The following is a 22602-nucleotide window of genomic DNA, read 5'->3' as shown; positions in this document are numbered from 1 at the left end:
TCACAAGCGGGAGGGTCCACTGGACCGAAGTGTTCCCCAGCTGCACGACTTGGAGGGCGCACCGTGCACCGCCGGCACAACGGGCTCAGGACCGCCGTACTCCTCGGGGGGCTGTCCGCACTCATCATCGTCATCGGCAGCTTCTTCGGCCGCACCGGTCTGATCGTCGCGGTCCTCGTCGCCCTCGGCACCAACGCGTACGCGTACTGGAACAGCGACAAGCTGGCGCTCCGCGCGATGCGTGCCCGTCCGGTCAGCGAGTTCGAGGCCCCGGCGCTGTACCGAATGGTGCGCGAGCTGTCCACGCAGGCCCGCCAGCCCATGCCCCGGCTGTACATCTCCCCGACGGAGGCTCCCAATGCCTTCGCCACGGGCCGCAACCCGCGCAACGCGGCCGTGTGCTGCACCGAGGGCATCCTGCGCCTGCTGGACGAGCGCGAGCTGCGCGGCGTCATCGGCCACGAGTTGAGCCACGTCTACAACCGGGACATCCTCATCTCGTCGGTCGCCGGCGCCCTCGCCTCGGTGATCATGTTCCTGGTGAACTTCGCCTGGCTCATCCCGATCGGCCGCTCGGACGACGACGACGGCCCCGGCCTGTTCGGCATGCTCCTGATCATGATCCTGGGCCCGCTCGCCGCGACCGTGATCCAGCTGGGCATCAGCCGCTCCCGGGAGTACCAGGCGGATGCCTCGGGAGCCCAGCTCACCGGCGACCCGCTCGCCCTCGCGAGCGCGCTGCGCAAGCTGGAGACGGGCACCCAGCAGCTCCCGCTGCCGCCCGAGCCCCGGATCGAGACGGCGAGCCACATGATGATCGCCAATCCCTTCCGCCCGGGCCAGGGACTGTCGAAGCTGTTCTCCACCCACCCGCCGATGGCCGAGCGCATCGCCCGCCTCGAGAAGATGGCGGGTCGCCACTCGTGAAGACCGTCCTGGGGCGGATCGCCCTTCGACGAGGCTCCGCGTTGTAGCCAATTCCGCCCACAAGGCTGCCGTTAGTTTATTGGCGAACTGCCGCGAGGGTTTGCCGCCGCAGTAAATTTCCCAGTACCGATCGACGGAGCGGTGCGGCCCTTTCGGGTCCCTGGGGTGGGTATTTCTGTCGACAAACCGAGTTGATGAACATTTTGCGTCCCTGTGATTCGAGTTGACTCGGCTGGCTGGTGGGAGAACGATCGGGGATGGGTCACTTCGCGGCGTCCAGGTTTCCAGGGCTCAACGCTGTGGATGTGCGACGCGGGGTGTATTTGTTCCTGGCCCGGGTCAACTGCTCGATGCATGGGACGCATCCGACCACCGCGTAGAACCCGGCGGTCCAGGGCAGTCCGCGATTATCGAGCCAGGCGCCCAGTTGGACGGGCCTTTTCCTGAGTGGCCGAACAATCACCACGATGAGGCCAGAGCCGACGCAAAACATCACTGGAAGCCGAAGCGATAGCGCTTGACTCGGAAGAGAGGAGCACACCCGTGCGGCACATTCGGAAGCAGCAGATAGCGACAGCGATAGTGTCAGCTGCAATGGCCGGAGGACTCGTCACCATCGGGGCCCCTGCCTCTGCGGCGCCGGCAGCGAACGGAACAGTAGCCAACACCCAAGCCCACCCAGGTAAATCACAGACTCAGCGCCTGCTTCCGGAAAAGCCGAAGCCGTGCAAGGGAAATCAATGCAAGCAGGGCGGCGGTAGGACCCAGGGCGGTGTCCAGGGTGGCGGGACCGGCAGGACCCAGGGCGGTGTTCAGGGTGGCGGTGCCGGTGCTACCCAGGGCGGTGTCCAGGGTGGCGGTGCCGGTGCTACCCAGGGCGGTGTCCAGGGTGGCGGTGCCGGTGCTACCCAGGGCGGTGTCCAGGGCGGCGGGCCTGGTGCCACTCAGGGCGGTGTCCAAGGTGGCGGTGCCGGTGCTACCCAGGGCGGTGTCCAAGGTGGCGGGCCTGGTGCTACCCAGGGCGGTGTCCAGGGTGGCGGGCCTGGTGCCACTCAGGGTGGTGTTCAGGGTGGCGGGCCTGGTGCCACTCAGGGCGGTGTCCAGGGCGGCGGTGCCGGTGCTACCCAGGGTGGTGTTCAGGGCGGCGGGCCCGGTGCTACCCAGGGCGGCGTTCAGGGTGGCGGTGCCGGTGCTACCCAGGGCGGTGTTCAGGGCGGCGGTGCCGGTGCTACCCAGGGCGGCGTTCAGGGCGGCGGCGGCGGTGCTACCCAGGGCGGTGTCCAGGGCGGCGGTGGCGGTGCCACTCAGGGCGGTGTCCAAGGTGGCGGGGCCGGTGCTACCCAGGGCGGCGTCCAGGGCGGCGGTGCCGGTGCTACCCAGGGCGGCGTTCAGGGCGGCGGCGGCGGTGCTACCCAGGGCGGTGTCCAGGGCGGCGGTGCCGGTGCTACCCAGGGCGGTGTCCAGGGCGGCGGCGGCGGTGCTACCCAGGGCGGCGTCCAGGGCGGCGGTGCCGGTGCTACCCAGGGCGGTGTCCAGGGCGGCGGTGGCGGTGCCACTCAGGGCGGTGTCCAGGGCGGCGGGGCCGGTGCGACCCAGGGTGGTGTTCAGGGTGGCGGGCCTGGTGCTACCCAGGGCGGTGTCCAAGGTGGCGGTGCCGGTGCTACCCAGGGCGGTGTTCAGGGTGGCGGGCCCGGTGCCACCCAGGGCGGTGTCCAAGGTGGCGGTGCCGGTGCTACCCAGGGCGGTGTCCAAGGTGGCGGTGCCGGTGCTACCCAGGGCGGTGTCCAGGGTGGCGGGCCCGGTGCCACTCAGGGCGGTGTCCAGGGTGGCGGTGGCGGTGCGACCCAGGGCGGTGTCCAGGGTGGCGGTGGCGGTGCGACCCAGGGCGGTGTCCAGGGTGGCGGTGGCGGTGCTACCCAGGGCGGTGTCCAGGGTGGCGGTGGCGGTGCTACCCAGGGCGGTGTCCAGGGCGGCGGTGCCGGTGCTACCCAGGGCGGTGTCCAGGGCGGCGGTGCCGGTGCCACTCAGGGCGGTGTCCAGGGTGGCGGGCCTGGTGCCACTCAGGGCGGTGTCCAGGGTGGCGGGCCTGGTGCCACTCAGGGCGGTGTCCAGGGCGGCGGTGCCGGTGCCACTCAGGGCGGTGTCCAGGGTGGCGGTGGCGGTGCGACCCAGGGCGGTGTCCAGGGCTGATCGCTGAATTCAGTTCATCACCTCGCGGAGGAAAACCTCTGCGAGGTGATGTCGACTTCCGCAGAATCAATCCCGAACGTCCGGTGGGTGATGACAAGTGAGGAAGACAGCTCTGTCGAGCAGCGGTCTTGCCGCTGCGCTTTCCGTCTTTCTGGCGTTCGGTGTATGGGGCGCACCACAGAGCGAGGGAAGCAGCGCACCGCACATATCGCGGGCCGCGACCGAGAAGTCGGCGCTTCGGTGCTATGCGACGCGGAACAATCCGACGGACATCGTGTGCTACCGATTCTCGGCGAAGGCTGAGTACCGGCACGGAGACATTGTCTACGTCCCCATCCTCGTCCAAGTGCCCGCGCCTTCAAATCCGCCGTCCGTGACAATCGTCAACAGCCTGGACGACATTCACCCCAACGGCAGCTCCCCGAATCAAGAACCGTCCGTATCCTCCGTGGAGTAGCTTTCCAGCACGCCATACTTCAGGGCCAGACGGGTGAGGTCGGCCCTCCGGCGAAAGCCGCTCTTTCTGCGCAGTCTGTCCAGGTGCGTGTGAACCGTATTTTCGGTGATGTTCAACTTGGCGGCGATCTCGCGATCCGTCGCCCCGTTAGCGACAAGCTGCAGGATCTGCCTCTCGCGGCTCGTGATGTGCGGAGGCGGTGCGGGCAGACTCTGGCCGGCGAGGCTGGCGCCGAAGTAACTTCTTCCCGAGGCGGCGGCGCGGACAGCCGACACCAGCTCGGAATCGTCGGCTTGCCAGCTCAGATATCCGCGAGCGCCGGCCTTGATGCACAGGACGGCGTCGGACTGCGCTCCCGAGGTCGACAGCACGATGACCGCGTAGCCTTGCTGGTACAACCGCCCGACCTGTTCGGACGCCACCTGATCGGATGCGTGCATGTTGATGAGCACTACGATTTCTGACTCATTCAACTCACCGGCCAGGTCGTCGATGCTCTTGACAAAAGCCGAAACGCGCAGATCCGGCTGAGAATTGATTGTCTGCGTGAGGCCCGGTTCAAGCAGCGACCAGTCGCAGATAACGGCCACAGATGTCACAGACGGTCGCATCAATGCTCCAGTGCAGATGGGGGCCGCCGGTCGCATGGGCAGCGGAGCAGACGGCCGGCGCCTCCCGCCGTCTGATCCCAGACTCAGCCCTTCCCCGGGAAGGCAGCACCCCAACTGAGCCGTATGGGGCGGTTGAGGCATCCGCCGGCTCCTGAACACGCTCACCTGGGCCGTCCTGCCGCCACCCGCCCCACTCGCCCTCGCCCGGCCCGACGCCGCACCGCGCCGAACACCCGCCCCTACCGGTCACCACGCCGCGATCACGGTGCGGTCCGCCGCCACGCTGTACGGGTGACATGGCCCGTGTCGCTGTAGTTGTGGAGTCGGGTTTTGCGACATTTTGATCCGCAGAACTCCTATCTCCTGCCTACCGCGAGAAAGGGCCACTGTGAAACGGGTCGGAATCTATGCAAGTCTGTCTTTTGCCGCTGCCGTGGCACTGACGGGCGTAACAGCGGGCCAGGCTTCCGCGGATCCTACGCCTCTCGGTGGAATTACCCTCGTTTTCAACAGTGGGTACTACGGTAATATTTTCAGCAAGGGGGATGGAAACAGCAATAACGTACAGAACGGTAACGTCCAGGGCGGAACGCAGGGCGGCATCGGTACCACGCAGGGCGGCAGCGGGAACGTCCAGAGCGCCTCTCAGGGCGGTACCGGCAACACCCAGGGCGGCGCCCAAGGCGGCACCAACAACGTCCAGGGCGGCACGCAGGGTGGTACCAAGAACACCCAGACCCAGGGCGGAACCCAGGGTGGTACCAACAACACCCAGGGCGGCACGCAGAGCGGCACCAAGAACACCCAGGGCGGGACGCAGAGCGGCACCAACAACACCCAGGGCGGCACGCAAGGCGTTGCCGAAGCGGCAACGGGGCTCACGACGAGCACGCTCAAACTGATCAGCGGCCTCCTCGGGTGACGATGCCGCTGCCGTGACGGATGAGGCCCACTGCGGCGTCGAGAGATGAGACTCTCAGCGCCCCGGTGGGCCTCGTCGGTGTCAGCGGCCGCCGAACGCCTCGTCCGTCGGGACGACCTCGCGCCCCAGAGGCATGAGCGAGATGGGGATGAGCTTGAGGTTCGCCCACCCGAAGGGGATCCCGATGAGCGACAGGAACAGAGGGATGCTCGTGATCACGTGCCCCAGCGCCAGCCACCACCCGGCGAAGATCACCCAGATCACATTGCCGAGGAAGGACCCCGCCCCGGCGCCCGGCCGGTCCACAGTGGTGCGGCCGAACGGCCACAGGACGAAGCCGGCGATGCGCAGCGACGCGATGCCGAACGGGATCGTGACGATCAGGATGAAGCAGATCAGCGCTGCGATCAGGTATCCGATCGCCATCCAGAAGCCGCAGAGGACGAGCCACAGGATGTTGAGCACCAGGTTGAACACCTTCATGACCGGCACCTCTCCAGGTCGCTCCAGGGGCACTCCTGCTCATGCAAGTATCGGCCGGTGACGCCTGCAGGCGGAACCGCAGACCCCAGGCCGCCGAGGCCCCGTCAGCCCTGCCGGCCCCTCGGCCCCGTCCCGCCCGCGGCACGCGCCGCCCGCCACCGTCGTACGCCGTAGAGCGCCACGCCCACGGCCAGCACGGCCGCCCCCGTCGCGACCGAGGCGGCCGGGAGGGCGAAGGCCAGCGTCGCGCAGCCCACGAGGCCCAGCGTGGGCACCACGCGTGCCCGGAGGACGGGGTTCAGGGTCCAGGCGGAGGCATTGGCCACGGCGTAGTACGCGAGCACGCCGAAGGACGAGAAGCCGATCGCGCCGCGTACGTCCACCGTCGCGGCCAGCACGGCGACCACCGCGCCCACGGCCAGTTCGGCCCGGTGCGGGACCTGGGAGCGCGGGTGCACGGCGGCCAGCGACTCGGGCAGATGGCGGTCGCGGGCCATGGCGAGCGTCGTCCGGGACACCCCGAGGATGAGCGACAGCAGCGACCCCAGCGCGGCCACCGCGGCCCCCACGCGCACCACCGGCACCAGCCCCGGCACCCCGGCCGCCCGTACCGCCTCGGCCAGCGACGCCGGCGCCTGCCCCAGCCGGCCGGCGCCGAGCACGCTCAGCGCGGACACGGCCACGGCGACGTACACCACCAGCGCGATCCCGAGGGCGAGCGGGATCGCGCGGGGAATGGTGCGCCCGGGATCGCGCACCTCCTCGCCGAGGGTCGCGATGCGCGCGTACCCGGCGAACGCGAAGAACAGCAGTCCGGCCGCCTGAAGTACCCCACCGGTACCCGACGACAGCCCGATGCCGAGCCGCCCGGCGTCCGCCCGGCCGGAGGCCAGGCAGACCACCACCACGCAGGCCAGCACGGCCAGAACCACCGCCACGATCACCCGCGTCAGCCACGCCGACTTCTGGATCCCGCCGTAGTTGACGGCGGTCAGCGCCACCACGGCCGCGACCGCCACCGCGTGTGCCTGCTCCGGCCAGACGTACGCGCCCACGGTGAGCGCCATGGCCGCACAGGAGGCCGTCTTGCCGACCACGAACGCCCAGCCGGCGAGATATCCCCAGAAGGCGCCGAGCCGCTCCCGCCCGTACACGTACGTGCCGCCCGAGGCCGGATAGCGGGCGGCGAGACGGGCCGAGGACATGGCGTTGCAGTAGGCCACGACGGCCGCGACGCCGAGCCCGGGCAGCAGCCCCGTCCCCGCCGCGCGCGCGGCGGGCCCCAGGGCCGAGAAGACACCGGCTCCGACCATCGAGCCGAGGCCGATGATCACCGCTTCCCGCACCCCGAGGCTGCGGCGCAGGACGGTACCGGCGGCAGGTGTCATGCGCCGCACCCTACTGACCACCGCAACCGGGTGGTGGACCCGTGGCGTCCCCTTCATCGACACATCATGAACACGCGCGCGACGGACAGCGGTTCCTCACCCGAACATCAGGGACCGGACAGTGCGGACACAGCGCGGAAGGGCAGGTTCACGGCATGAGCATCATCGGTTGGATCATCCTGGGCCTGCTGGCGGGAGCCATCGCCAAGGTCCTGCTGCCGGGCCGCGACCCCGGCGGCTTCATCGGCACGACCCTCATCGGTGTCGCGGGCGCGTTCATCGGCGGCTGGATCTCGGCGCGCTGGCTGGACCACCCGATCACCAAGGACTTCTTCGACGGCGCCACCTGGGCCGCGGCCATCGGCGGCTCCCTGGTGCTGCTGATCGTCTACCGCATCCTGTTCGGCGACTCCCGCGACTGACCGACTCCCGCGACTGACCGAGGGGTGGGCACCGCCGGGCGCCCACCCCTCCTGTTCAGGTCCTGCCGAAGTCCAGGGGTTCTGCCGAAGTCCTGGAAGTCCTGCCGGAGTCCCGGGAGTCCTACCGGTAGTTCACGAACTGCAGCGCGAAGTCGAAGTCCTTGCCCTTGAGCAGGGCGATCACGGCCTGCAGGTCGTCGCGGCTCTTGGAGGTGACCCGCAGCTCGTCACCCTGGACCTGGGCCTTCACGCCCTTGGGGCCCTCGTCGCGGATGATCTTCGCCACCTTCTTCGCGTTCTCCTGGGAGATGCCCTCCTCGATCGACGCGAAGATCTTGTACTCCTTGCCGGACAGCTGCGGCTCGCCCGCGTCGAGCGCCTTCAGCGAGATACCGCGCTTGATCAGCTTGGACTGGAAGACGTCGAGGACAGCCTTCACCCGGTCCTCGGAGTTCGCCTCCATCAGGATCTTGTCACCGGACCACGAGATGGAGGCGCCCACGCCCTTGAAGTCGTAGCGCTGCGAGATCTCCTTGGCGGCCTGGTTGAGGGCGTTGTCGACCTCCTGCCGCTCGACCTTCGAGACGATGTCGAAACTGGAGTCGGCCATGTCCTGTGGCTCCTTGTATCGGGGTGCTTGTCGGGTGCGTGCCGGCGTGCGCGGCGGCGGCCGCCGGGCCCGGCGTCGTACCGGGCCGCATCCGCACCAGCCTAGCCATCCCGCGACCCCGGGGCGGAGATCAATCGGGTGGCGAAGCACCCCTGTGCATCGGGTATTGTTTACGTCGTTGCCACGGAGCACCGCCGAAAGCGGGCTCGGTGGGCAGCGCACCCCGGCGGTGTGCCCGAGCGGCCAAAGGGAGCAGACTGTAAATCTGCCGGCTCAGCCTTCCCAGGTTCGAATCCTGGCGCCGCCACACGGGAACAAGGGCCCCGTGATCCGCGAGAGCGGATCACGGGGCCCTTGTCGTTCGCGTTGCCTGAACGCGGTTCTGCTCATGGCCCGGTCCCGCTGGTCGCGCTTTCCCGGTCGACCTCACTAGAATCGAACGTGTGAACGATGACCGTCCGCTGACGCGTCTCGACATGCTGCGCTTCGCGCGCCGCGTCGTCGAACATCAGGCTGCCAGGCAGCTCGCGCTCATGGACCGGTGGATCGCGGACGAAGAGCGCCGGGAAGCCGAACGGCGACGCCGCCTCGAGGTCCGGCGGACCGCTCCGGACTGGCTGATCGAGCGCGGCCTCAACGGCCGGAACGCGGTCTACGTCCACGTCGGCGGCTGTTCGAGCGCCGGTGGCCGCTCAAAGGGAGTCGGCCGGGAGCAGGCGGTACACGCGCTCACCGAAGGAGGGGTCATGGCATGCCCGCTGTGCCGGCCGGACACCGTGCTGGGAATTGTCGAATGACCGGCCCGGGTGCGGGACCGGGCGGTCCGGACGATGCTGGAGCCATGGCCGGGAAACGTCCCATCATCGTGCACCTGCCGTCCCCTACCGGTGGCCGCCGGGTCCGGGTGGACGGCGAGATCCTGGGCCTCGCGCACAACGTGCGGGACCTGGTGGAGTTCCTGCGCCGGGCCGGGCTGGAGATCGAGCCGGAGCAGGTGGCCGATTCGCCGCTGATCGACTGGCGTGGGGTGGGCCCGGACCGGTGGGAGGCGGAGACCAGGACCTGACGGCGGTGTCGCCCTCCGCACTGCTACGGGCACACTGACGGCATGCCCTCCCGACGCAGAACCTGTCCCGTGTGCCACCGCGAAATCGCCGTCGTCGCAGGCCGCTTCGCGCGCCACGACCCGCCGGGGGCGCGGGAGAGCGGGTATCTCGTCTCCTGCGCCGGATCGCGACGGCAAGCACAACTCGGGGCCGTCCAGCCGTCGTTGGACGGGTATGTCGTGCCGGACTTTCCCGGGCAGCTGCCTCTGTTCTGAGTGCCGGCGGGGCAGCGGACGGCGAGGGGGTGACCGTTCAACGGCCGGGCGGCCGCCCTCAGTTCCCGGCCACCGACTTCACCGCGACCGACACCGGCGTCGACCCGCTGATCAGCTCCAGCGTCAGACCGGCCGTCGCCGACGTGTCCACCAGCTCCGCGAGGACGGCCGCCACGTCGTCCCGCGGGATCGTGCCGGGCCCGGTGTGCGCCTCCAGCCGGACCTGGCCGGTGCCCGCGTCGTCCGTCAGCGAACCGGGGCGCAGGATCGTCCAGTCCAGCGCCTCCTGCCGGGTGACGTACGCATCCGCCTCGCCCTTGGCGCGCAGGTAGACGTCGAAGACCCCGTCTCCCTGGTGCGCGGGGTCCGCACCCATCGAGGACACCACCACGAAGCGGCGTACGCGCGCGCGGACGGCCGCGTCCGCGAACAGCACCGCCGCACCCTTGTCCACCGTCTCCTTGCGGGCCGTACCGCTGCCCGGGCCCGCGCCCGCCGCGAAGACCGCCGCGTCCGCGCCCTGCAGGTGCGCCGCGACCTCCTCCACCGAGACGGACTCCAGGTCGAGGAGGACCGGTTCGGCACCGGCCGCCCGCAGATCGTCGCCCTGCTCGGCCTTGCGGATGATTCCCGCCACCTCGTCCCCGCGCGCGGCGAGCAGACGCTCCAGCCGCAGCGCGATCTGACCGTGACCACCAGCGATGACAATGCGCATGATTCCGACCGTACGCCCGAAGGGGCGCATCCGCCGCACGAGTTAACCGGCGCGGCCGGAGTGCGCCCGGCTCACATGGACAGGCGAGCGCCCGGCTCAAGCGGACAGGCGAGCGCCCAGCGTGCGGCGGCTGCCATGCGCCCGGCGCACCGGCCGATCACACGCCCAGCGCGTAGTGGCCGGTCACACGCTCGACGGCCCATCCCGCGCCGTGCGCCGAGATCAGCGACGGTCCACCCCGCGCCGTGCGCCGCCGCCGCGCTCGGGCCGCCGGGGCGTATACCGAACCGCGCACCCCGCCGGGCGCCCTACCCCGCCTCATGAGGGGGTGCCGTACGCCGCCGGCTCGGCACCCCCTCAGGACAGTGCTCCCCGCCCCTGCCGGGGCAACCCGAGTTCCGCCGTGGCCGCCGAGTCGCAGTACTCCCGGACCGCGCTGGTGCGTGCCACGACCCGGCCCCGGTGCACCACGATCCGGCTGTAGGCCAGGGAGAGGGCGCCGGCCAGATGCTCTCCGCGTACGGCGAGGAGTTCCGCCGGGAAGCCCGCCTCCACGCGTACGTCCGGCAGCCCCAGCACCGCGCGGGCCGAGGCGCACACGGCGTCGTAGGCGTCCTGCGGACGCAGGCCGTGGGCGGAGGCGAGGAGGTAGGCGGCCTCCAGCGGGTCGCCGCGGCCGACGGGGTTGGAGACGTCGCGCAGCGCGCCGCTCCCGGCCGCCACCCGGACCCCGGCCGAGCGCAACAGCCGTACCGGAGCCGTGCCCTGCCGGTCGGCGCCACCGCAGCCGCCCTGGGGCAGACACACCACCGTCACGCCCGCCGCCGCGAGTTGGTCCGCGGCCCGGGAGGCGGCGTCGGTGGGCAGGCGCGCGAGACCGGCGCAAGGCCCGATCGCCACGCCGGGGCGCAGGCCCCCCGCCATGGCCGCGAGCCGGGACAGCCGAGCCGGGTCGGCGGCGTCCGTGTGGAGGTCCACCGGGCAGCCGTGTTCGGAGGCCACCTCCAGGACCGCCTCGACGTAGCCCGTGGGATCCGGGTCCAGGTCCGGGCTGCCGCCGACCACGGAAGCGCCCATCTTCACCGCGTCCCGCAGCATCGCCAGCCCGTCGGCCCCGGCCACCCCGGTCAGCAGCCGCGGCATCGCCACGGTCGTCAGTTCCGCGAGCCCCCGCAGCGACCGCCGGGCCTGCAGGACCGCGCCCAGCGCGCCGAGCCCCTGCACGTCGCCCACGCGCACGTGCGCGCGTGCCGCCGTCGCCCCGTGCCCGAGTTGCAGCAGGGCCGCCTCCGTCGCCCGGCGTTGGACGTCCTCGGGGGAGTACGACATCGGGCCGGGGCGTTCGGCGGACAGGGCGGTGTCGCCGTGGGCGTGCGGTTCGGCGGGTGCCGGGAGGAGCAGGTAACCGCTCAGGTCCACGCGCGTGGCCGTCGTCCGGGCCGGGCCCGGAGCGAGGCTGCCGGCCGTGCCCACCGCCTCGATGCGTCCGCCGCTCAGCCGTACGTCCACGGTCCGGCCGTCGGTGAGCCGTGCCCCGCACAGCAGCAGGGCGCCGGGGTCGGCCGGTCCGGAGGACCCCGACGAGTTCGACGGCGGATGGGGCTGCGGCTGGCTGTCGGGCATCGCGCTCCAGGGTCGGGGCCGGGGGCTCGGGGCGGCCGGCGTGAGGGCTTGGAGGCCGGGACTCCAAGATCACACAGAGTGAGTCGAGCCTAGGGTCGCGAACCGTGCGTGACGCGCAGGAGCGCAATAGTCGTACCGGCGTGGTCCACCCTTGGCGGTACACGTGTCGCCCACGCGCGTGGCGCGCGCCGATTCCGGCGACGGCCACCTGCGCTCGCGATCCGTACGCGCGCGTGCCCGGCCCCCCACGCGTGTGTGACGGTCGTCGCCCCGCGAAGCTCTGCCCGCGTGTGCCCCGCAGGTGCCGCTCCCTGGGGGCTCAGGAGGCGGCAGGGAGGGCTGGGAAGCGGGTCATGGCGGGCGGCCGGATACGGATTTGGGCGAACGGCGGCGGACCGTGTAATGTCTTCATCGCTCGCCCCAATAGCTCAGTCGGCAGAGCGTCTCCATGGTAAGGAGAAGGTCAACGGTTCGATTCCGTTTTGGGGCTCTGATGTGAGAGGTTCCCGCCGAAAGGCGGGGTCCGATCGCATCGCAGCGGTGTAGCTCAGTCGGTAGAGCAAGCGGCTCATAATCGCTGTGTCACCGGTTCAAGTCCGGTCACCGCTACTGACAGTAGCCGATTGCGGGGTCGGTCCTTCGATCGGCTACTCTTTCTTGCGTTGAAGTTAGTCCACCCGTTCGTCTTAGGAGCACTCACGTGGCTGCCACCGACGTCCGCCCGAAGATCACGCTGGCCTGCGTGGAGTGCAAGGAGCGGAACTACATCACCAAGAAGAACCGGCGTAACAACCCGGATCGTCTTGAGATGAAGAAGCACTGCCCGCGTTGCAACGCGCACACCGCGCACCGCGAAACGCGATAAAACAGGCTCGTCCGTGAGGCCGTCCCCTTCCGAGGGGGCGGCCTCACGGCGTTTTCCCGTGCTCGGCGACCCGCTCGGCACGCGCCCCCGCACACCATCCCCGGCTGGTTTCCGGCTAATTTGGGGCCATCACAGCAGACGTCAGGAGGTGCCGGGCCATGGCGCTCGACCAGTCCTTCGTGGGACGGACCTACCCGCCCACCGCGCCCTATGAGGTGGGCCGGGAGAAGATCCGCGAGTTCGCCGAGGCGGTGGGAGAGGCCAACCCGGTGTACACGGACCCGGAGGCCGCAAAGGCGTTCGGTCACTCCGATGTGATCGCCCCGCCGACCTTCGTGTTCTCCATCACTTTCCGTGCCGCTGGGCAGGTCGTCGAGGACCCGCAGCTCGGGCTGGACTACAGCCGCGTGGTGCACGGGGACCAGAAGTTCGCGTACCGCCGCCCGGTCCGGGCCGGCGACCGGCTCACGGTCACCTCCACCATCGAGGCGATCAAGTCCCTCGCGGGCAACGACATCCTGGACATCCGCGGCGAGGTGCACGACGAGGCGGGCGAGCACGTCGTGACCGCCTGGACCAAGCTCGTGGCCCGCGCGGCCGAGGAGGTGTGAGGACCTGATGGCGGCGAAGATCGCGTACGACGACGTCGAGGTCGGCACGGAGCTGCCGGCGCAGACCTTCCCCGTGACCCGTGCCACGCTCGTGCGCTACGCGGGTGCCTCGGGGGACTTCAACCCGATCCACTGGAACGAGAAGTTCGCCAAGGAGGTCGGCCTCCCGGACGTCATCGCGCACGGCATGTTCACGATGGCCGAGGCGATCCGGGTGGTCACCGACTGGCTCGGCGACCCCGGCGCGGTCGTGGAGTACGGCGTCCGCTTCACCAAGCCCGTCGTCGTGCCGAACGACGACCAGGGCGCCCTCATCGAGGTCAGCGGCAAGGTGGCGGCCAAGCTGGACGACAACACCGTGCGCGTGGACCTCACGGCCATGAGCGCCGGCCAGAAGGTGCTGGGGATGTCCCGGGCGGTCGTACGCCTGGCCTGACCGGCCGGGAGAGCTCTCGGCGTAAGGGGCGCCCTCAAGGCGAGGCGCCCCTTACGCGTACCCGGGGGCCGGGGCGGGGTTGACCAAGTTAGTGATTGAGCACTAACTTAGCTGCATGCCCAGGATGAGCGCAGATGAGCGACGCGAGAGCGTCATTCGCGCGGCGACCGCCGAGTTCGCGCGCGGCGGCTACCACGGCACCTCCACCGAGGCCATCGCCAGGCGGGTCGAGGTCTCGCAGCCGTATCTCTTCCGGCTCTTCCCGGGCAAGAAGGCGATCTTCCTGGCGGCGGCGGAACGCTGCGTGGAGGACACCATCCGGACCTTCGAGGAGGCCGCCGAGGGGCTGCGGGGCGAAGAGGCCCTGCACGCCATGGCGAACGCGTACACCCAGCTCATCGCGGAACGGCCCGAGCGGCTGATGATGCAGATGCAGATGTACGTGGCCGTGGCGGCCGCGGAGCAGGAGGGCGACCGCGAGTTCGGCGAGAGCGTACGGGCCGGCTGGATGCGGCTGTGGGACACCGTGCGCCTGGCGCTCGGTGCGGACGTCAACGACACGACCGTCTTCCTGGCGTACGGCATGCTCATCAACTGCCTGGTGGCCATGGGCTTTCCGCCCGAGCACCGGGTGTGGGAAGGGCTCTACCCGTCGGCGCGGCTGACGGGTCGCCTGGAGAAGTAGCGCAACCGGCGACGGCGGTGCCGCTTTTTCTGGGCCACGAAAGTTAGTCATCAATAACTAACTAGATCACTCTCAGGGGGAGAGATGTCACAGCAGAGCGCACAGGACAGCGCACCGCGCGGGCGCGCCGTATGGGCCCTAGTGATCACGAGCGTCGCCGGATTCATGGCGGCCCTCGACAACCTCGTCGTCACCACCGCCCTCCCCTCCATCCGCAGGGACCTCGGGGGCGCGCTGGACGACCTGGAGTGGACCGTGAGCGCATACACGCTCACCTTCGCCGTCCTGCTGATGTTCGGTGCCGCGCTCGGCGACCGCTTCGGCCGCCGTCGGCTCTTCATCGCCGGACTCGCCGTCTTCACCGGCGCCTCCGCCGCCGCGGCCATGGCACCCGGCATCGGCTCCCTGATCGCCGCCCGCGCGGTCCAGGGCGTCGGCGCGGCCGTGATGATGCCGCTCACGCTGACCCTGCTGACCGCGGCCGTGCCCGCCGCCAAGCGCGGGACCATGTACGGCATCTGGGGCGCCGTCAACGGGCTCGCCGTCGCCTCCGGACCGCTCATCGGCGGCAGCCTCACCGAGCACGTCTCCTGGCACTGGATCTTCTGGCTGAACGTCCCGCTCGGCCTGGCCCTGCTGCCGCTCGCGCGTCTGCGGCTGGCCGAGTCCCACGGCGTCGGCGCCCGGCTCGACGCCCCCGGCACGCTGCTCGCCAGTGGCGGACTCTTCGGGATCGTGTACGGCCTGGTCCGCGGGCCCGCCGACGGCTGGACCGACTCCGTGGTGCTGACCGCGCTCATCGGGGGCGGAGCCCTGCTGGCGGGCTTCGTCCTCTACAGCTCCCGCGCGGCCGCCCCGATGCTGCCGATGCGGCTGTTCCGCTCCCGCGCCTTCTCCGGGATCAACGCGGCCAGCCTGCTGATGTTCGTCGGGATGTTCGGCTCGATATTCCTGCTCAGCCAGTACATGCAGGGCGTGCTCGGCTACTCGCCCACCGAGGCGGGCCTCAGGATGCTGCCGTGGACCGGCATGCCGATGCTCGTCGCGCCGATCGCCGGGATGCTGTCCGACCGCATCGGCGGCCGGCCGGTCGTCGCCGCGGGCCTGTTCCTGCAGGCGGCCGGCCTCGGCTACATGGCCTCCGTCGCCACCGCCGATGCCTCCTACGCCGTCCAGCTGCCCGCCCTGATCATCAGCGGCATCGGCATGGCCCTGTTCTTCGCCCCGGCGGCCAACCTGGTGATGTCCAGCGTCCGGCCGCAGGAACAGGGCATCGCCTCCGGCGCCAACAACGCGCTGCGCGAGGTGGGCGGCGCGCTCGGCATCGCGGTCATGTCGTCGATCTTCTCCGCGCAGGGCGGCTACGAGAGCGCGCAGAGCTTCGTGGACGGCCTGCGGCCCGCCCTGGTCACCGGCTCCGCGGTGGTCGTGCTCGCCGGTGTCGCGGCCCTGCTGATCCCGGCCCGCCGCAAGGGCGCCGGCCAAGGGGCTCCCGCGCTCGAGCAGGCGCCCGCCCCGGTCCTGGAGACCACCACCCGCTGACCCGGAACCCTCCCGGCAAGGAGACCGCGATGCCCACGCTTCCCTGGACCGTGCCGAACACCCCGCCGCAGGACACCGAGGTCCACGTCTTCGCCTCCCGCTTCGAGACCCGCACCCTGTGGGGCGCCCTCCGCTTCCTCGTCCGTACCCCGGCCGTGTGGCGGCAGGTCGCCCACGCGCCCGGTGCCTACGGCGCCTCCCTCAGGGCGCAGCCTCTGCGGCGGGTCTTCTGGACGCTGTCCGCCTGGGAGTCGGCGGATGCGCTCAAGGCCTTCGCCCACTCCGGCGCCCACCGGCCCACCTCACGCCACCTGGCCTCCCAGATGCGCGACGTCGCGTTCGCCACCTGGCAGACCTCCAGCGACCGGCTGCCGGTGAACTGGCGGGAGACGATACGGCGGCTGACGTAGAGCGGCGGCCGACAGCACCTGACCGCACGCGCGCGTGGACCTCGAGAGAGGACCACGCGCGCGTGCGGCTGCGCCGGGACGGCCGGGTCGTGGCGAGCCGGTGGCAGATCGAGGCGACAGGGCGCACGTCCGGGCGGCGAAGACACGCGTGGAGGACGGAGGTCGGCAGGACGCCCCGGCCCCGCCCGCCTGACCTGGGCGAGGACCTCGGCTGCTGGAGGTGTCTCGTAGTCTTGGGCCCGTGCAGGTACTCCACGACGCCCCCCTTGCTCCGCTGACCACCTTCCGGCTGGGCGGTCCCGCGACGCGGCTGGTCACCGCCGGGACCGACGCCGAGGTGATCGCGGCCGTCCGCGAGGCCGACGACAGCGGTACGCCGCTGCTGGTCATCGGCGGCGGATCGAACCTGGTCATCGGCGACAAGGGCTTCGACGGCACCGCCCTGCGCATCGCCACGCGCGGAGTCGAACTACGCGGTACGACGCTGGAGCTGGCCGCCGGCGAGGTGTGGACGGACGCCGTCGCCCGCACCGTCGAGGCCGGACTCGCCGGGATCGAGTGCCTGGCCGGCATCCCGGGCTCCGCGGGCGCCACGCCGATCCAGAACGTGGGCGCCTACGGCCAGGAGGTCTCCGCCACCATCACCGAGGTGATCGCCTACGACCGGAGGGCCGGCGAGACCGTCACGCTGACCAACGAGGAGTGCGCCTTCTCGTACCGGCACAGCCGCTTCAAGGCCGACCCGGAGCGCTACGTCGTGCTCCGCGTCCGCTTCGAGCTGGAGGACGCGGGCGGGCTGTCCGCGCCGGTCAAGTACGCGGAGGCCGCCCGTGCGCTCGGCGTGGGGCCGGGCGACCGGGTGCCGCTGGCCGACGCCCGTGAGACCGTGCTGAAGCTGCGCGCCGGCAAGGGCATGGTCCTCGACCCCGAGGACCACGACACCTGGTCGGCCGGGTCCTTCTTCACCAACCCGATCCTCACCGACGAGCAGTTCGCCGCGTTCCACGCGCGCGTGCACGAGCGGCTGGGGGAGGGCGTCGAGCCGCCCGCCTATCCGGCGGGGGAGGGCCGCAGGAAGACCTCCGCGGCCTGGCTGATCGACAAGGCGGGCTTCACCAAGGGCTACGGCACCGGGCCCGCCCGCATCTCCGGCAAGCACACCCTCGCCCTCACCAACCGGGGCGGCGCCACCACCGAGGACCTGCTCGCCCTGGCCCGCGAGGTGGTCGCCGGAGTCCGCGAGGCCTTCGGCATCACCCTGGTCAACGAACCGGTCACAGTGGGCGTGAGCCTGTAACGCACCGGCCCGCGGGGGCCCGGGCGCCTTGCACGAGCTCGCCTGACCCTTGCCCGTACAGACTCCCGCGAGCCGCTCGCCGCACCGGCACGGCGCGAGCTTTCAGCCCGCACCGGCTCGGGGAGCCCTGAGCCTTTGACCCCGGCACCGGCACGGCGCGAGCTTTCAGCCCGCACCGGCTCGGTGAACCCTGAGCCTTTGACCCCGGCACCGGCACGGCGCGAGCTTTCAGCCCGCACCGGCTCGGTGAACCCTGAGCCTTTGACCCCGGCACAGGCTCGCCCGCGCTTTGGCCGCACAGCCTGCAACCGCACCGGCCCGCCCGGACTCTGAGCCCCGAGCCCCGCAACCGGTCGGCCTGCGCTTCAGCGTCGTGCGCGACTCGCCCGCCCCTTCAGCCCCGTCGGCTCGGTGTGCGCCCCCGCCGCGCCACCGGCTCAGTAGGCCACCCCGACCCCCTGCTTCACCGTCCCCTCGTCGTCAATCATCGACAGCATCGCGTGGGCGACGTCCGCGCGCGCGATGAAGCGGCCCTTCGTCGGGAAGCCGCCGACGACGGTGCGGTAGCGCCCGGTGAGAGGCTTGTCCTGCAGGCGCGGCGGCCGTACGGACGTCCAGTCGGTGCTGCTGCGGGCCAGCTCGGCCTCCATCTCGCGCAGATCGGCGTAGATGTCCTTGAGGATCGCCGACACCAGGCCCCGCATGCCGCGGTCCACGGCGCCGTCGTCCTGCGGAGCGGGGCCGACGGGCGCGGCGCTGACCACCAGCAGCCGTCGTACGCCCTCGGCCTCCATCGCGCGCAGGACCGTACGGGTCAGCCGGGTGGCGTCCCCGGCGTTCTTGCGGCCGCGTGCGCCCAGGCCGGACAGGACGGCGTCCCGGCCCGCGACGGCGCCGCCCAGTCGCTGCGGATCGGTCAGGTCGGCGGGGAACACCTCCAGCGCGTCCCCCCTGAGGTCCAGCCGCGAGGGATCGCGGACCACGGCCGTGACCTGGTGTCCGGCGTCGAGCGCCTGCCGGACGATCTCCCGGCCGATCCCGCCGGTGGCGCCGAAAACGGTGAGGTTCATGACTGCTCCCGTACTCGGGAAGGGGTGGGTGAGTGTTTACTTACCTCATTTCCCCCTAGGGTGGGTAAGTACTCACCCACCCGTCAAGCCCGATCGGAGATCCCATGGAGACGAAGCCGGCGCGTGTCCGCATCCTCGACGCGGCCCATGAGCTGATGCTCACCGTCGGACTCGCCCGCACCACCACCAAGGAGATCGCCAAGGCGGCCGGCTGCTCCGAAGCAGCCCTCTACAAGTACTTCGGCAGCAAGGAAGACCTGTTCGTCGGCGTGCTCTCCGAGCGTCTGCCCCGGCTCACGCCCCTGCTCGGCAGCCTCGCCGCGCAGCCCGGACAGGGCACCCTGCGGGAGAACCTCACCCACATCGCCCGCCAGGCCGCCCTGTTCTACGAGCAGAGCTTCCCGATCGCCGCCTCCCTGTACGCCGAGACCCAGCTCAAGCGGCGCCACGACGAGGCCCTGCGCAAGATCGGCTCGGGCCCGCACATGCCCATCCAGGGCCTGGACGCCTACCTCCGCGCCGAACAGGCCGCCGGCCGCGTCCGCGCCGACGCCGACACCTTCGCGGCCGCCTCCCTCCTCCTCGGCGCCTGCGCCCAGCGTGCGTTCGCCTACGACGCCACCGAGAGCGGCGAGCGTCCGCCCGTGGACGAGTTCGCCGCTCGGCTCGCGAAGACCCTGCTGGGCGGAATCTCCGTTGCGGAGCCCTCCGCGTGAGCCTCACGCTGGGGGCATGACAGGCACCTTCGGGATCAAGCCCGTATGCGGCTGAGGCTGCGCGAGTTCCGGCTCGGGACCGGGCCCCGCCGGCACCGTGTCGTCCAGCCCCGGGAGCCCCTGCGGCACACGTCGCTGCGCGCCCCCGCGCCGTACGGCGTCCTGACCGGCGACCACGACGGGCTGAACCGGCTGGCCGGTCTGTTCTCCTTCGCCGCCTGCTCCCGGCACACGATCGTCCATGTCCCGTTGCGCGACACGGTCACCGCGCACCACGCAGGCAACGGAGAGCGGGTCGACCTGGTGCTGGTCCACCACACCTACGGACTGCGGCCCAGCCAGTGGCCCGTGCTGCGCCGCGGGCTCGTCCGGGGCAGTCCGCTCACGGTCCGGACCGACGAGGCCCGGACCGCGCGGGACGCGGCGGCCTGGGAGCGGCGCCGCCACCGCGCGGGCTTCCGGGACGAGCTGGGGCACACGACCCACGCACGGACGCTCTTCCTCGTCGGCAGCCGTGACGTCTTCGCCGACGCCGCCATGTCCTGCGCCTACGCGGCGGGCTGGGGCCCCCGGCAGAAACGGATCGTCAAGGGTGGCTCCGCGCTGATGGAGTGCGTCCGGGGACTGAAGGACGAGCCCGGCACCCGGCGCGGCCCGGAGCTGCTGATCTGCTTCCAGGCCTATCCGCCCTACGCCCACTTCAGGCGGCCGGGCGAGTCAGCCAGTCGTCCACGCCGGCCAGCAACCGCGCCCTGACGTCCTCCGGGGCGGCCGAGCCCCGTACCGACTGCCGGGCCAGCTCCGCGAGTTCGGCGTCCGTGAAGTCGTGGGCGTCCCGGGCGATCTCGTACTGGGCGGCCAGCCGGGAGCCGAACAGCAGCGGGTCGTCGGCGCCGAGGGCCAGCGGGACGCCCGCCTCGAAGAGGGTGCGCAGCGGGACGTCCTCCGGCTTCTCGTACACGCCGAGCGCCACGTTGGAGGCCGGGCACACCTCGCAGGTCACGCCCCGGTCGGCCAGCCGCTTCAGCAGACGCGGGTCCTCCGCCGCGCGCACCCCGTGCCCGATCCGGGAGGCGTGCAGGTCGTCCAGGCAGTCCCGCACCGACGCCGGACCGGTCAGCTCGCCGCCGTGCGGGGCCGACAGCAGACCGCCCTCGCGCGCGATGTGGAAGGCCCGGTCGAAGTCCCGCGCCATGCCCCGGCGCTCGTCGTTGGACAGTCCGAAGCCGACCACACCGCGGTCGGCGTAGCGCACCGCCAGGCGGGCCAGGGTGCGCGCGTCCAGCGGGTGCTTCATGCGGTTGGCGGCCACCAGGACGCGCATGCCGAGGCCGGTCTCCCGGGACGTCGTGTCGACGGCGTCCAGGATGATCTCCAGGGCCGGGATCAGGCCGCCCAGGCGGGGCGCGTACGACGTCGGGTCGACCTGGATCTCCAGCCAGCCCGAGCCGTCCTTCAGGTCCTCCTCGGCGGCCTCCCGGACCAGCCGCTGGATGTCCTCCGGCTCGCGTAGGCAGGAGCGCGCTGCGTCGTACAGCCGCTGGAAACGGAACCAGCCCCGTTCGTCCGTGGCCCGCAGCTTGGGCGGTTCGCCGCTGGTCAGCGCTTCCGTCAGCGTCTCGGGCAGGCGCACGCCGTGCTTGTCGGCCAGTTCCAGGACGGTCCCCGGCCGCATCGAGCCGGTGAAGTGCAGGTGCAGATGGGCTTTCGGCAGCTCAGAGAGATCACGTACACGCTCCATTCCCAGATCCTGCCGTACGCCACCGCCGTCCCGGTAGCCGTTTCCCCGTACGTGGTCTTGCTCGCACACAGAAGCGGGCCGCCTCCCCGGAGGGAAACGGCCCGCACGACCTGGTCATGATGAGCAGGTTCAGTCCCTGGCCTCCGCCAGCAGCTTCTGCATCCGGCTCACGCCCTCGACGAGGTCCTCGTCACCGAGCGCGTACGACAGCCGCAGATAGCCCGGCGTGCCGAAGGCCTCGCCCGGGACGACCGCGACCTCGGCCTCCTCCAGGATCAGCGCGGCCAGCTCGACGGTGTTCTGCGGGCGCTTGCCGCGGATCTCCTTGCCGAGCAGGGCCTTCACCGACGGGTAGGCGTAGAAGGCGCCCTCGGGCTCCGGGCAGAGCACACCCTCGATCTCGTTGAGCATCCGCACGATGGTCTTGCGGCGCCGGTCGAACGCCTCGCGCATCGTCGCCACGGCCTTCAGGTCGCCGGAGACGGCGGCCAGGGCGGCCACCTGGGCCACGTTGGAGACGTTCGAGGTGGCGTGCGACTGCAGGTTCGTCGCGGCCTTGACCACGTCCTTCGGGCCGATGACCCAGCCCACGCGCCAGCCCGTCATGGCGTACGTCTTGGCGACGCCGTTGACCACGATGCACTTGTCGCGCAGCTCGGGCAGCAGGGCCGGCAGGGACACGGAGACCGCGTCGCCGTAGACCAGGTGCTCGTAGATCTCGTCGGTCAGCACCCACAGGCCGTGCTCGACGGCCCAGCGGCCGATCGCCTCGGTCTCGGGCTCGGAGTACACCGCGCCGGTCGGGTTGGACGGGGAGACGAAGAGGACCACCTTGGTCTTCTCCGTGCGCGCCGCCTCCAGCTGCTCCACGGTGACGCGGTAGCCGGTGGTCTCGTCGGCCACGACCTCCACCGGGACGCCGCCGGCCAGGCGGATCGACTCCGGGTACGTCGTCCAGTACGGCGCCGGGACGATGACCTCGTCGCCCGGGTCGAGGATCGCGGCGAACGCCTCGTAGATGGCCTGCTTGCCGCCGTTGGTGACGAGGATCTGCGAGACGTCCGGCTCCCAGCCGGAGTCGCGCAGCGTCTTCGCGGCGATCGCGGCCTTCAGCTCGGGCAGGCCGCCGGCCGGGGTGTAGCGGTGGTACTTGGGGTTCTTGCAGGCCTCGACGGCCGCCTCGACGATGTAGTCCGGGGTCGGGAAGTCGGGCTCACCGGCGCCGAAGCCGATCACCGGACGCCCGGCGGCCTTCAGGGCCTTGGCCTTGGCGTCCACGGCGAGGGTGGCGGACTCGGAGATCGCGCCGACTCGGGCGGAGACCCGGCGCTCGGTGGGAGGGGTTGCAGCGCTCATGAGGCCCATCGTTCCAGACCGGAAATACCCCCGGCACACGGGTTTCACAGACTGAACAGCAAGGGGTCGAGGCGTGAACAGGGGTCCGAATCCGGCCGTCGGCCAGGACGATCTTTGGTCAGGGGGCCCCGGACGGCCACTTTCTGTTCGACGCCGGGCCGCGGACCACGTACACTCTCACCTCGTTGGCCTTCAGCAGCCACC

General features: G+C 71.1%; 25 protein-coding genes and 3 tRNA genes. 18 read left to right on the top strand and 10 right to left on the bottom strand.

Features of this window, described 5'->3' with window-relative positions; genetic code table 11:
• Positions 1-63 precede the first annotated feature (63 nt).
• Complete coding sequence (gene htpX, locus ACGFRF_RS23710) at positions 64-927, top strand: zinc metalloprotease HtpX (protein WP_393742962.1); 864 nt, start codon at positions 64-66, stop codon at positions 925-927.
• 687 nt (positions 928-1614) lie between these two features.
• Here htpX and ACGFRF_RS23705 read toward each other — a convergent pair.
• Positions 1615-2679, bottom strand: coding sequence for a hypothetical protein (locus ACGFRF_RS23705; RefSeq protein WP_393742960.1), 1065 nt, complete (start codon positions 2677-2679; stop codon positions 1615-1617).
• Positions 2680-3543: 864 nt separating this feature from the next.
• Positions 3544-4173, bottom strand: a complete 630-nt coding sequence (locus ACGFRF_RS23700) for a LuxR C-terminal-related transcriptional regulator (protein ID WP_393742958.1) — start codon at positions 4171-4173, stop codon at positions 3544-3546.
• A gap of 400 nt (positions 4174-4573) precedes the next feature.
• On the opposite strand from ACGFRF_RS23700, the gene ACGFRF_RS23695 reads away from it, so the two are divergent.
• The gene (locus ACGFRF_RS23695) at positions 4574-5107 is read left to right on the top strand and encodes a hypothetical protein (RefSeq protein ID WP_393742956.1); all 534 of its coding nucleotides are present in this window, start codon (positions 4574-4576) and stop codon (positions 5105-5107) included.
• An 81-nt stretch (positions 5108-5188) separates the two neighbouring features.
• On the opposite strand, the gene ACGFRF_RS23690 is transcribed toward ACGFRF_RS23695, so the two are convergent.
• On the bottom strand, positions 5189-5590 hold the full coding sequence (locus ACGFRF_RS23690) for a YccF domain-containing protein (RefSeq protein ID WP_393742954.1): 402 nt from the start codon (positions 5588-5590) through the stop codon (positions 5189-5191).
• A 104-nt stretch (positions 5591-5694) separates the two neighbouring features.
• Complete coding sequence (locus tag ACGFRF_RS23685; protein WP_393742952.1) at positions 5695-6978, bottom strand: APC family permease; 1284 nt, start codon at positions 6976-6978, stop codon at positions 5695-5697.
• A gap of 155 nt (positions 6979-7133) precedes the next feature.
• Between ACGFRF_RS23685 and ACGFRF_RS23680 the strand changes: the two genes are divergently transcribed.
• Complete coding sequence (locus tag ACGFRF_RS23680) at positions 7134-7400, top strand: GlsB/YeaQ/YmgE family stress response membrane protein (RefSeq protein WP_393742950.1); 267 nt, start codon at positions 7134-7136, stop codon at positions 7398-7400.
• A gap of 121 nt (positions 7401-7521) precedes the next feature.
• Here ACGFRF_RS23680 and ACGFRF_RS23675 read toward each other — a convergent pair whose 3' ends face one another.
• Complete coding sequence (locus ACGFRF_RS23675; RefSeq protein ID WP_073940588.1) at positions 7522-8010, bottom strand: YajQ family cyclic di-GMP-binding protein; 489 nt, start codon at positions 8008-8010, stop codon at positions 7522-7524.
• A 225-nt stretch (positions 8011-8235) separates the two neighbouring features.
• On the opposite strand from ACGFRF_RS23675, the gene ACGFRF_RS23670 reads away from it, so the two are divergent.
• The 4 genes from ACGFRF_RS23670 to ACGFRF_RS23655 all read left to right on the top strand — a co-directional run bounded on the left by ACGFRF_RS23670 (position 8236) and on the right by ACGFRF_RS23655 (position 9331).
• A tRNA-Tyr gene (locus ACGFRF_RS23670) sits at positions 8236-8317 on the top strand.
• 136 nt (positions 8318-8453) lie between these two features.
• On the top strand, positions 8454-8807 hold the full coding sequence (locus ACGFRF_RS23665) for a DUF6233 domain-containing protein (protein WP_393742948.1): 354 nt from the start codon (positions 8454-8456) through the stop codon (positions 8805-8807).
• Positions 8808-8851: 44 nt separating this feature from the next.
• Entirely contained in the window at positions 8852-9076 is a 225-nt protein-coding gene (locus ACGFRF_RS23660) for a hypothetical protein (RefSeq protein WP_356940795.1), read from the top strand.
• 42 nt (positions 9077-9118) lie between these two features.
• Positions 9119-9331 carry a hypothetical protein gene (locus tag ACGFRF_RS23655; protein WP_393742946.1) on the top strand — a complete coding sequence of 71 codons (213 nt, stop codon included), beginning with the start codon at positions 9119-9121 and terminating at the stop codon, positions 9329-9331.
• Positions 9332-9389: 58 nt separating this feature from the next.
• Here ACGFRF_RS23655 and ACGFRF_RS23650 read toward each other — a convergent pair whose 3' ends face one another.
• Entirely contained in the window at positions 9390-10046 is a 657-nt protein-coding gene (locus tag ACGFRF_RS23650; RefSeq protein ID WP_393742944.1) for an NAD(P)H-binding protein, read from the bottom strand.
• Positions 10047-10403: 357 nt separating this feature from the next.
• Positions 10404-11669, bottom strand: coding sequence for an amidohydrolase family protein (locus tag ACGFRF_RS23645; protein ID WP_393742942.1), 1266 nt, complete (start codon positions 11667-11669; stop codon positions 10404-10406).
• A 417-nt stretch (positions 11670-12086) separates the two neighbouring features.
• Between ACGFRF_RS23645 and ACGFRF_RS23640 the strand changes: the two genes are divergently transcribed.
• From ACGFRF_RS23640 to ACGFRF_RS23600, 9 genes are all read left to right on the top strand, one after another.
• Positions 12087-12159 (top strand) — tRNA-Thr (locus ACGFRF_RS23640).
• A gap of 46 nt (positions 12160-12205) precedes the next feature.
• Positions 12206-12278 (top strand) — tRNA-Met (locus tag ACGFRF_RS23635).
• 91 nt (positions 12279-12369) lie between these two features.
• On the top strand, positions 12370-12534 hold the full coding sequence (gene rpmG / locus ACGFRF_RS23630) for a 50S ribosomal protein L33 (protein ID WP_003948671.1): 165 nt from the start codon (positions 12370-12372) through the stop codon (positions 12532-12534).
• 158 nt (positions 12535-12692) lie between these two features.
• Positions 12693-13145 carry a MaoC family dehydratase N-terminal domain-containing protein gene (locus ACGFRF_RS23625; RefSeq protein ID WP_393742940.1) on the top strand — a complete coding sequence of 151 codons (453 nt, stop codon included), beginning with the start codon at positions 12693-12695 and terminating at the stop codon, positions 13143-13145.
• Positions 13146-13152: 7 nt separating this feature from the next.
• A complete protein-coding gene (locus tag ACGFRF_RS23620) occupies positions 13153-13581 on the top strand; it encodes a MaoC family dehydratase (RefSeq protein WP_393742938.1) in 429 nt (142 codons plus the stop codon).
• Positions 13582-13696: 115 nt separating this feature from the next.
• Positions 13697-14266 carry a TetR/AcrR family transcriptional regulator gene (locus ACGFRF_RS23615; RefSeq protein WP_393742935.1) on the top strand — a complete coding sequence of 190 codons (570 nt, stop codon included), beginning with the start codon at positions 13697-13699 and terminating at the stop codon, positions 14264-14266.
• A gap of 84 nt (positions 14267-14350) precedes the next feature.
• Entirely contained in the window at positions 14351-15808 is a 1458-nt protein-coding gene (locus tag ACGFRF_RS23610; protein WP_393742933.1) for a DHA2 family efflux MFS transporter permease subunit, read from the top strand.
• Between the two features lie 29 nt (positions 15809-15837).
• Positions 15838-16218: a DUF3291 domain-containing protein gene (locus tag ACGFRF_RS23605; RefSeq protein ID WP_393742931.1), complete on the top strand. Its 381-nt coding sequence runs from the start codon at positions 15838-15840 to the stop codon at positions 16216-16218.
• A 241-nt stretch (positions 16219-16459) separates the two neighbouring features.
• A complete protein-coding gene (locus ACGFRF_RS23600) occupies positions 16460-17515 on the top strand; it encodes a UDP-N-acetylmuramate dehydrogenase (RefSeq protein WP_393742929.1) in 1056 nt (351 codons plus the stop codon).
• 437 nt (positions 17516-17952) lie between these two features.
• Here the strand turns inward: ACGFRF_RS23600 and ACGFRF_RS23595 are convergent, their stop codons facing one another.
• Positions 17953-18585: an NAD(P)-dependent oxidoreductase gene (locus ACGFRF_RS23595; RefSeq protein ID WP_393742927.1), complete on the bottom strand. Its 633-nt coding sequence runs from the start codon at positions 18583-18585 to the stop codon at positions 17953-17955.
• A gap of 104 nt (positions 18586-18689) precedes the next feature.
• Between ACGFRF_RS23595 and ACGFRF_RS23590 the strand changes: the two genes are divergently transcribed.
• A complete protein-coding gene (locus ACGFRF_RS23590; protein ID WP_393742925.1) occupies positions 18690-19301 on the top strand; it encodes a TetR/AcrR family transcriptional regulator in 612 nt (203 codons plus the stop codon).
• 45 nt (positions 19302-19346) lie between these two features.
• Positions 19347-20057: a hypothetical protein gene (locus ACGFRF_RS23585; RefSeq protein WP_393742923.1), complete on the top strand. Its 711-nt coding sequence runs from the start codon at positions 19347-19349 to the stop codon at positions 20055-20057.
• Here the strand turns inward: ACGFRF_RS23585 and ACGFRF_RS23580 are convergent.
• Together ACGFRF_RS23580 and ACGFRF_RS23575 are read right to left on the bottom strand one after the other, a co-directional pair.
• Positions 20002-21042 (bottom strand): adenosine deaminase, encoded by a 1041-nt coding sequence (locus tag ACGFRF_RS23580; RefSeq protein WP_393742921.1) that lies wholly within the window; start codon positions 21040-21042, stop codon positions 20002-20004. The genes ACGFRF_RS23585 and ACGFRF_RS23580 overlap by 56 nt on opposite strands.
• 129 nt (positions 21043-21171) lie before the next feature.
• On the bottom strand, positions 21172-22398 hold the full coding sequence (locus ACGFRF_RS23575; protein WP_393742919.1) for a pyridoxal phosphate-dependent aminotransferase: 1227 nt from the start codon (positions 22396-22398) through the stop codon (positions 21172-21174).
• Positions 22399-22602 lie beyond the last annotated feature (204 nt).

This window comes from Streptomyces sp. NPDC048521 (assembly GCF_043199855.1).
Lineage (GTDB): Bacteria > Actinomycetota > Actinomycetes > Streptomycetales > Streptomycetaceae > Streptomyces.
Note: the sequence above shows the minus strand (reverse complement) of the source record. Positions and strands in the feature narration are given on the sequence as shown.

Bases quoted from the DNA above. Each gene is read 5' to 3' on its own strand.
- ACGFRF_RS23580 (WP_393742921.1), bottom strand. From the start codon at position 21,042: ATGGAGCGTGTACGTGATCTCTCTGAGCTGCCGAAAGCCCATCTGCAC.
- ACGFRF_RS23650 (WP_393742944.1), bottom strand. From the start codon at position 10,046: ATGCGCATTGTCATCGCTGGTGGTCACGGTCAGATCGCGCTGCGGCTG.
- ACGFRF_RS23685 (WP_393742952.1), bottom strand. From the start codon at position 6,978: ATGACACCTGCCGCCGGTACCGTCCTGCGCCGCAGCCTCGGGGTGCGG.
- ACGFRF_RS23645 (WP_393742942.1), bottom strand. From the start codon at position 11,669: ATGCCCGACAGCCAGCCGCAGCCCCATCCGCCGTCGAACTCGTCGGGG.
- ACGFRF_RS23585 (WP_393742923.1), top strand. From the start codon at position 19,347: ATGCGGCTGAGGCTGCGCGAGTTCCGGCTCGGGACCGGGCCCCGCCGG.
- ACGFRF_RS23575 (WP_393742919.1), bottom strand. From the start codon at position 22,398: ATGAGCGCTGCAACCCCTCCCACCGAGCGCCGGGTCTCCGCCCGAGTC.
- ACGFRF_RS23655 (WP_393742946.1), top strand. From the start codon at position 9,119: ATGCCCTCCCGACGCAGAACCTGTCCCGTGTGCCACCGCGAAATCGCC.
- ACGFRF_RS23595 (WP_393742927.1), bottom strand. From the start codon at position 18,585: ATGAACCTCACCGTTTTCGGCGCCACCGGCGGGATCGGCCGGGAGATC.
- ACGFRF_RS23620 (WP_393742938.1), top strand. From the start codon at position 13,153: ATGGCGGCGAAGATCGCGTACGACGACGTCGAGGTCGGCACGGAGCTG.
- ACGFRF_RS23590 (WP_393742925.1), top strand. From the start codon at position 18,690: ATGGAGACGAAGCCGGCGCGTGTCCGCATCCTCGACGCGGCCCATGAG.
- ACGFRF_RS23675 (WP_073940588.1), bottom strand. From the start codon at position 8,010: ATGGCCGACTCCAGTTTCGACATCGTCTCGAAGGTCGAGCGGCAGGAG.
- ACGFRF_RS23610 (WP_393742933.1), top strand. From the start codon at position 14,351: ATGTCACAGCAGAGCGCACAGGACAGCGCACCGCGCGGGCGCGCCGTA.
- ACGFRF_RS23660 (WP_356940795.1), top strand. From the start codon at position 8,852: ATGGCCGGGAAACGTCCCATCATCGTGCACCTGCCGTCCCCTACCGGT.
- ACGFRF_RS23625 (WP_393742940.1), top strand. From the start codon at position 12,693: ATGGCGCTCGACCAGTCCTTCGTGGGACGGACCTACCCGCCCACCGCG.
- ACGFRF_RS23605 (WP_393742931.1), top strand. From the start codon at position 15,838: ATGCCCACGCTTCCCTGGACCGTGCCGAACACCCCGCCGCAGGACACC.
- ACGFRF_RS23615 (WP_393742935.1), top strand. From the start codon at position 13,697: ATGCCCAGGATGAGCGCAGATGAGCGACGCGAGAGCGTCATTCGCGCG.
- ACGFRF_RS23690 (WP_393742954.1), bottom strand. From the start codon at position 5,590: ATGAAGGTGTTCAACCTGGTGCTCAACATCCTGTGGCTCGTCCTCTGC.
- ACGFRF_RS23680 (WP_393742950.1), top strand. From the start codon at position 7,134: ATGAGCATCATCGGTTGGATCATCCTGGGCCTGCTGGCGGGAGCCATC.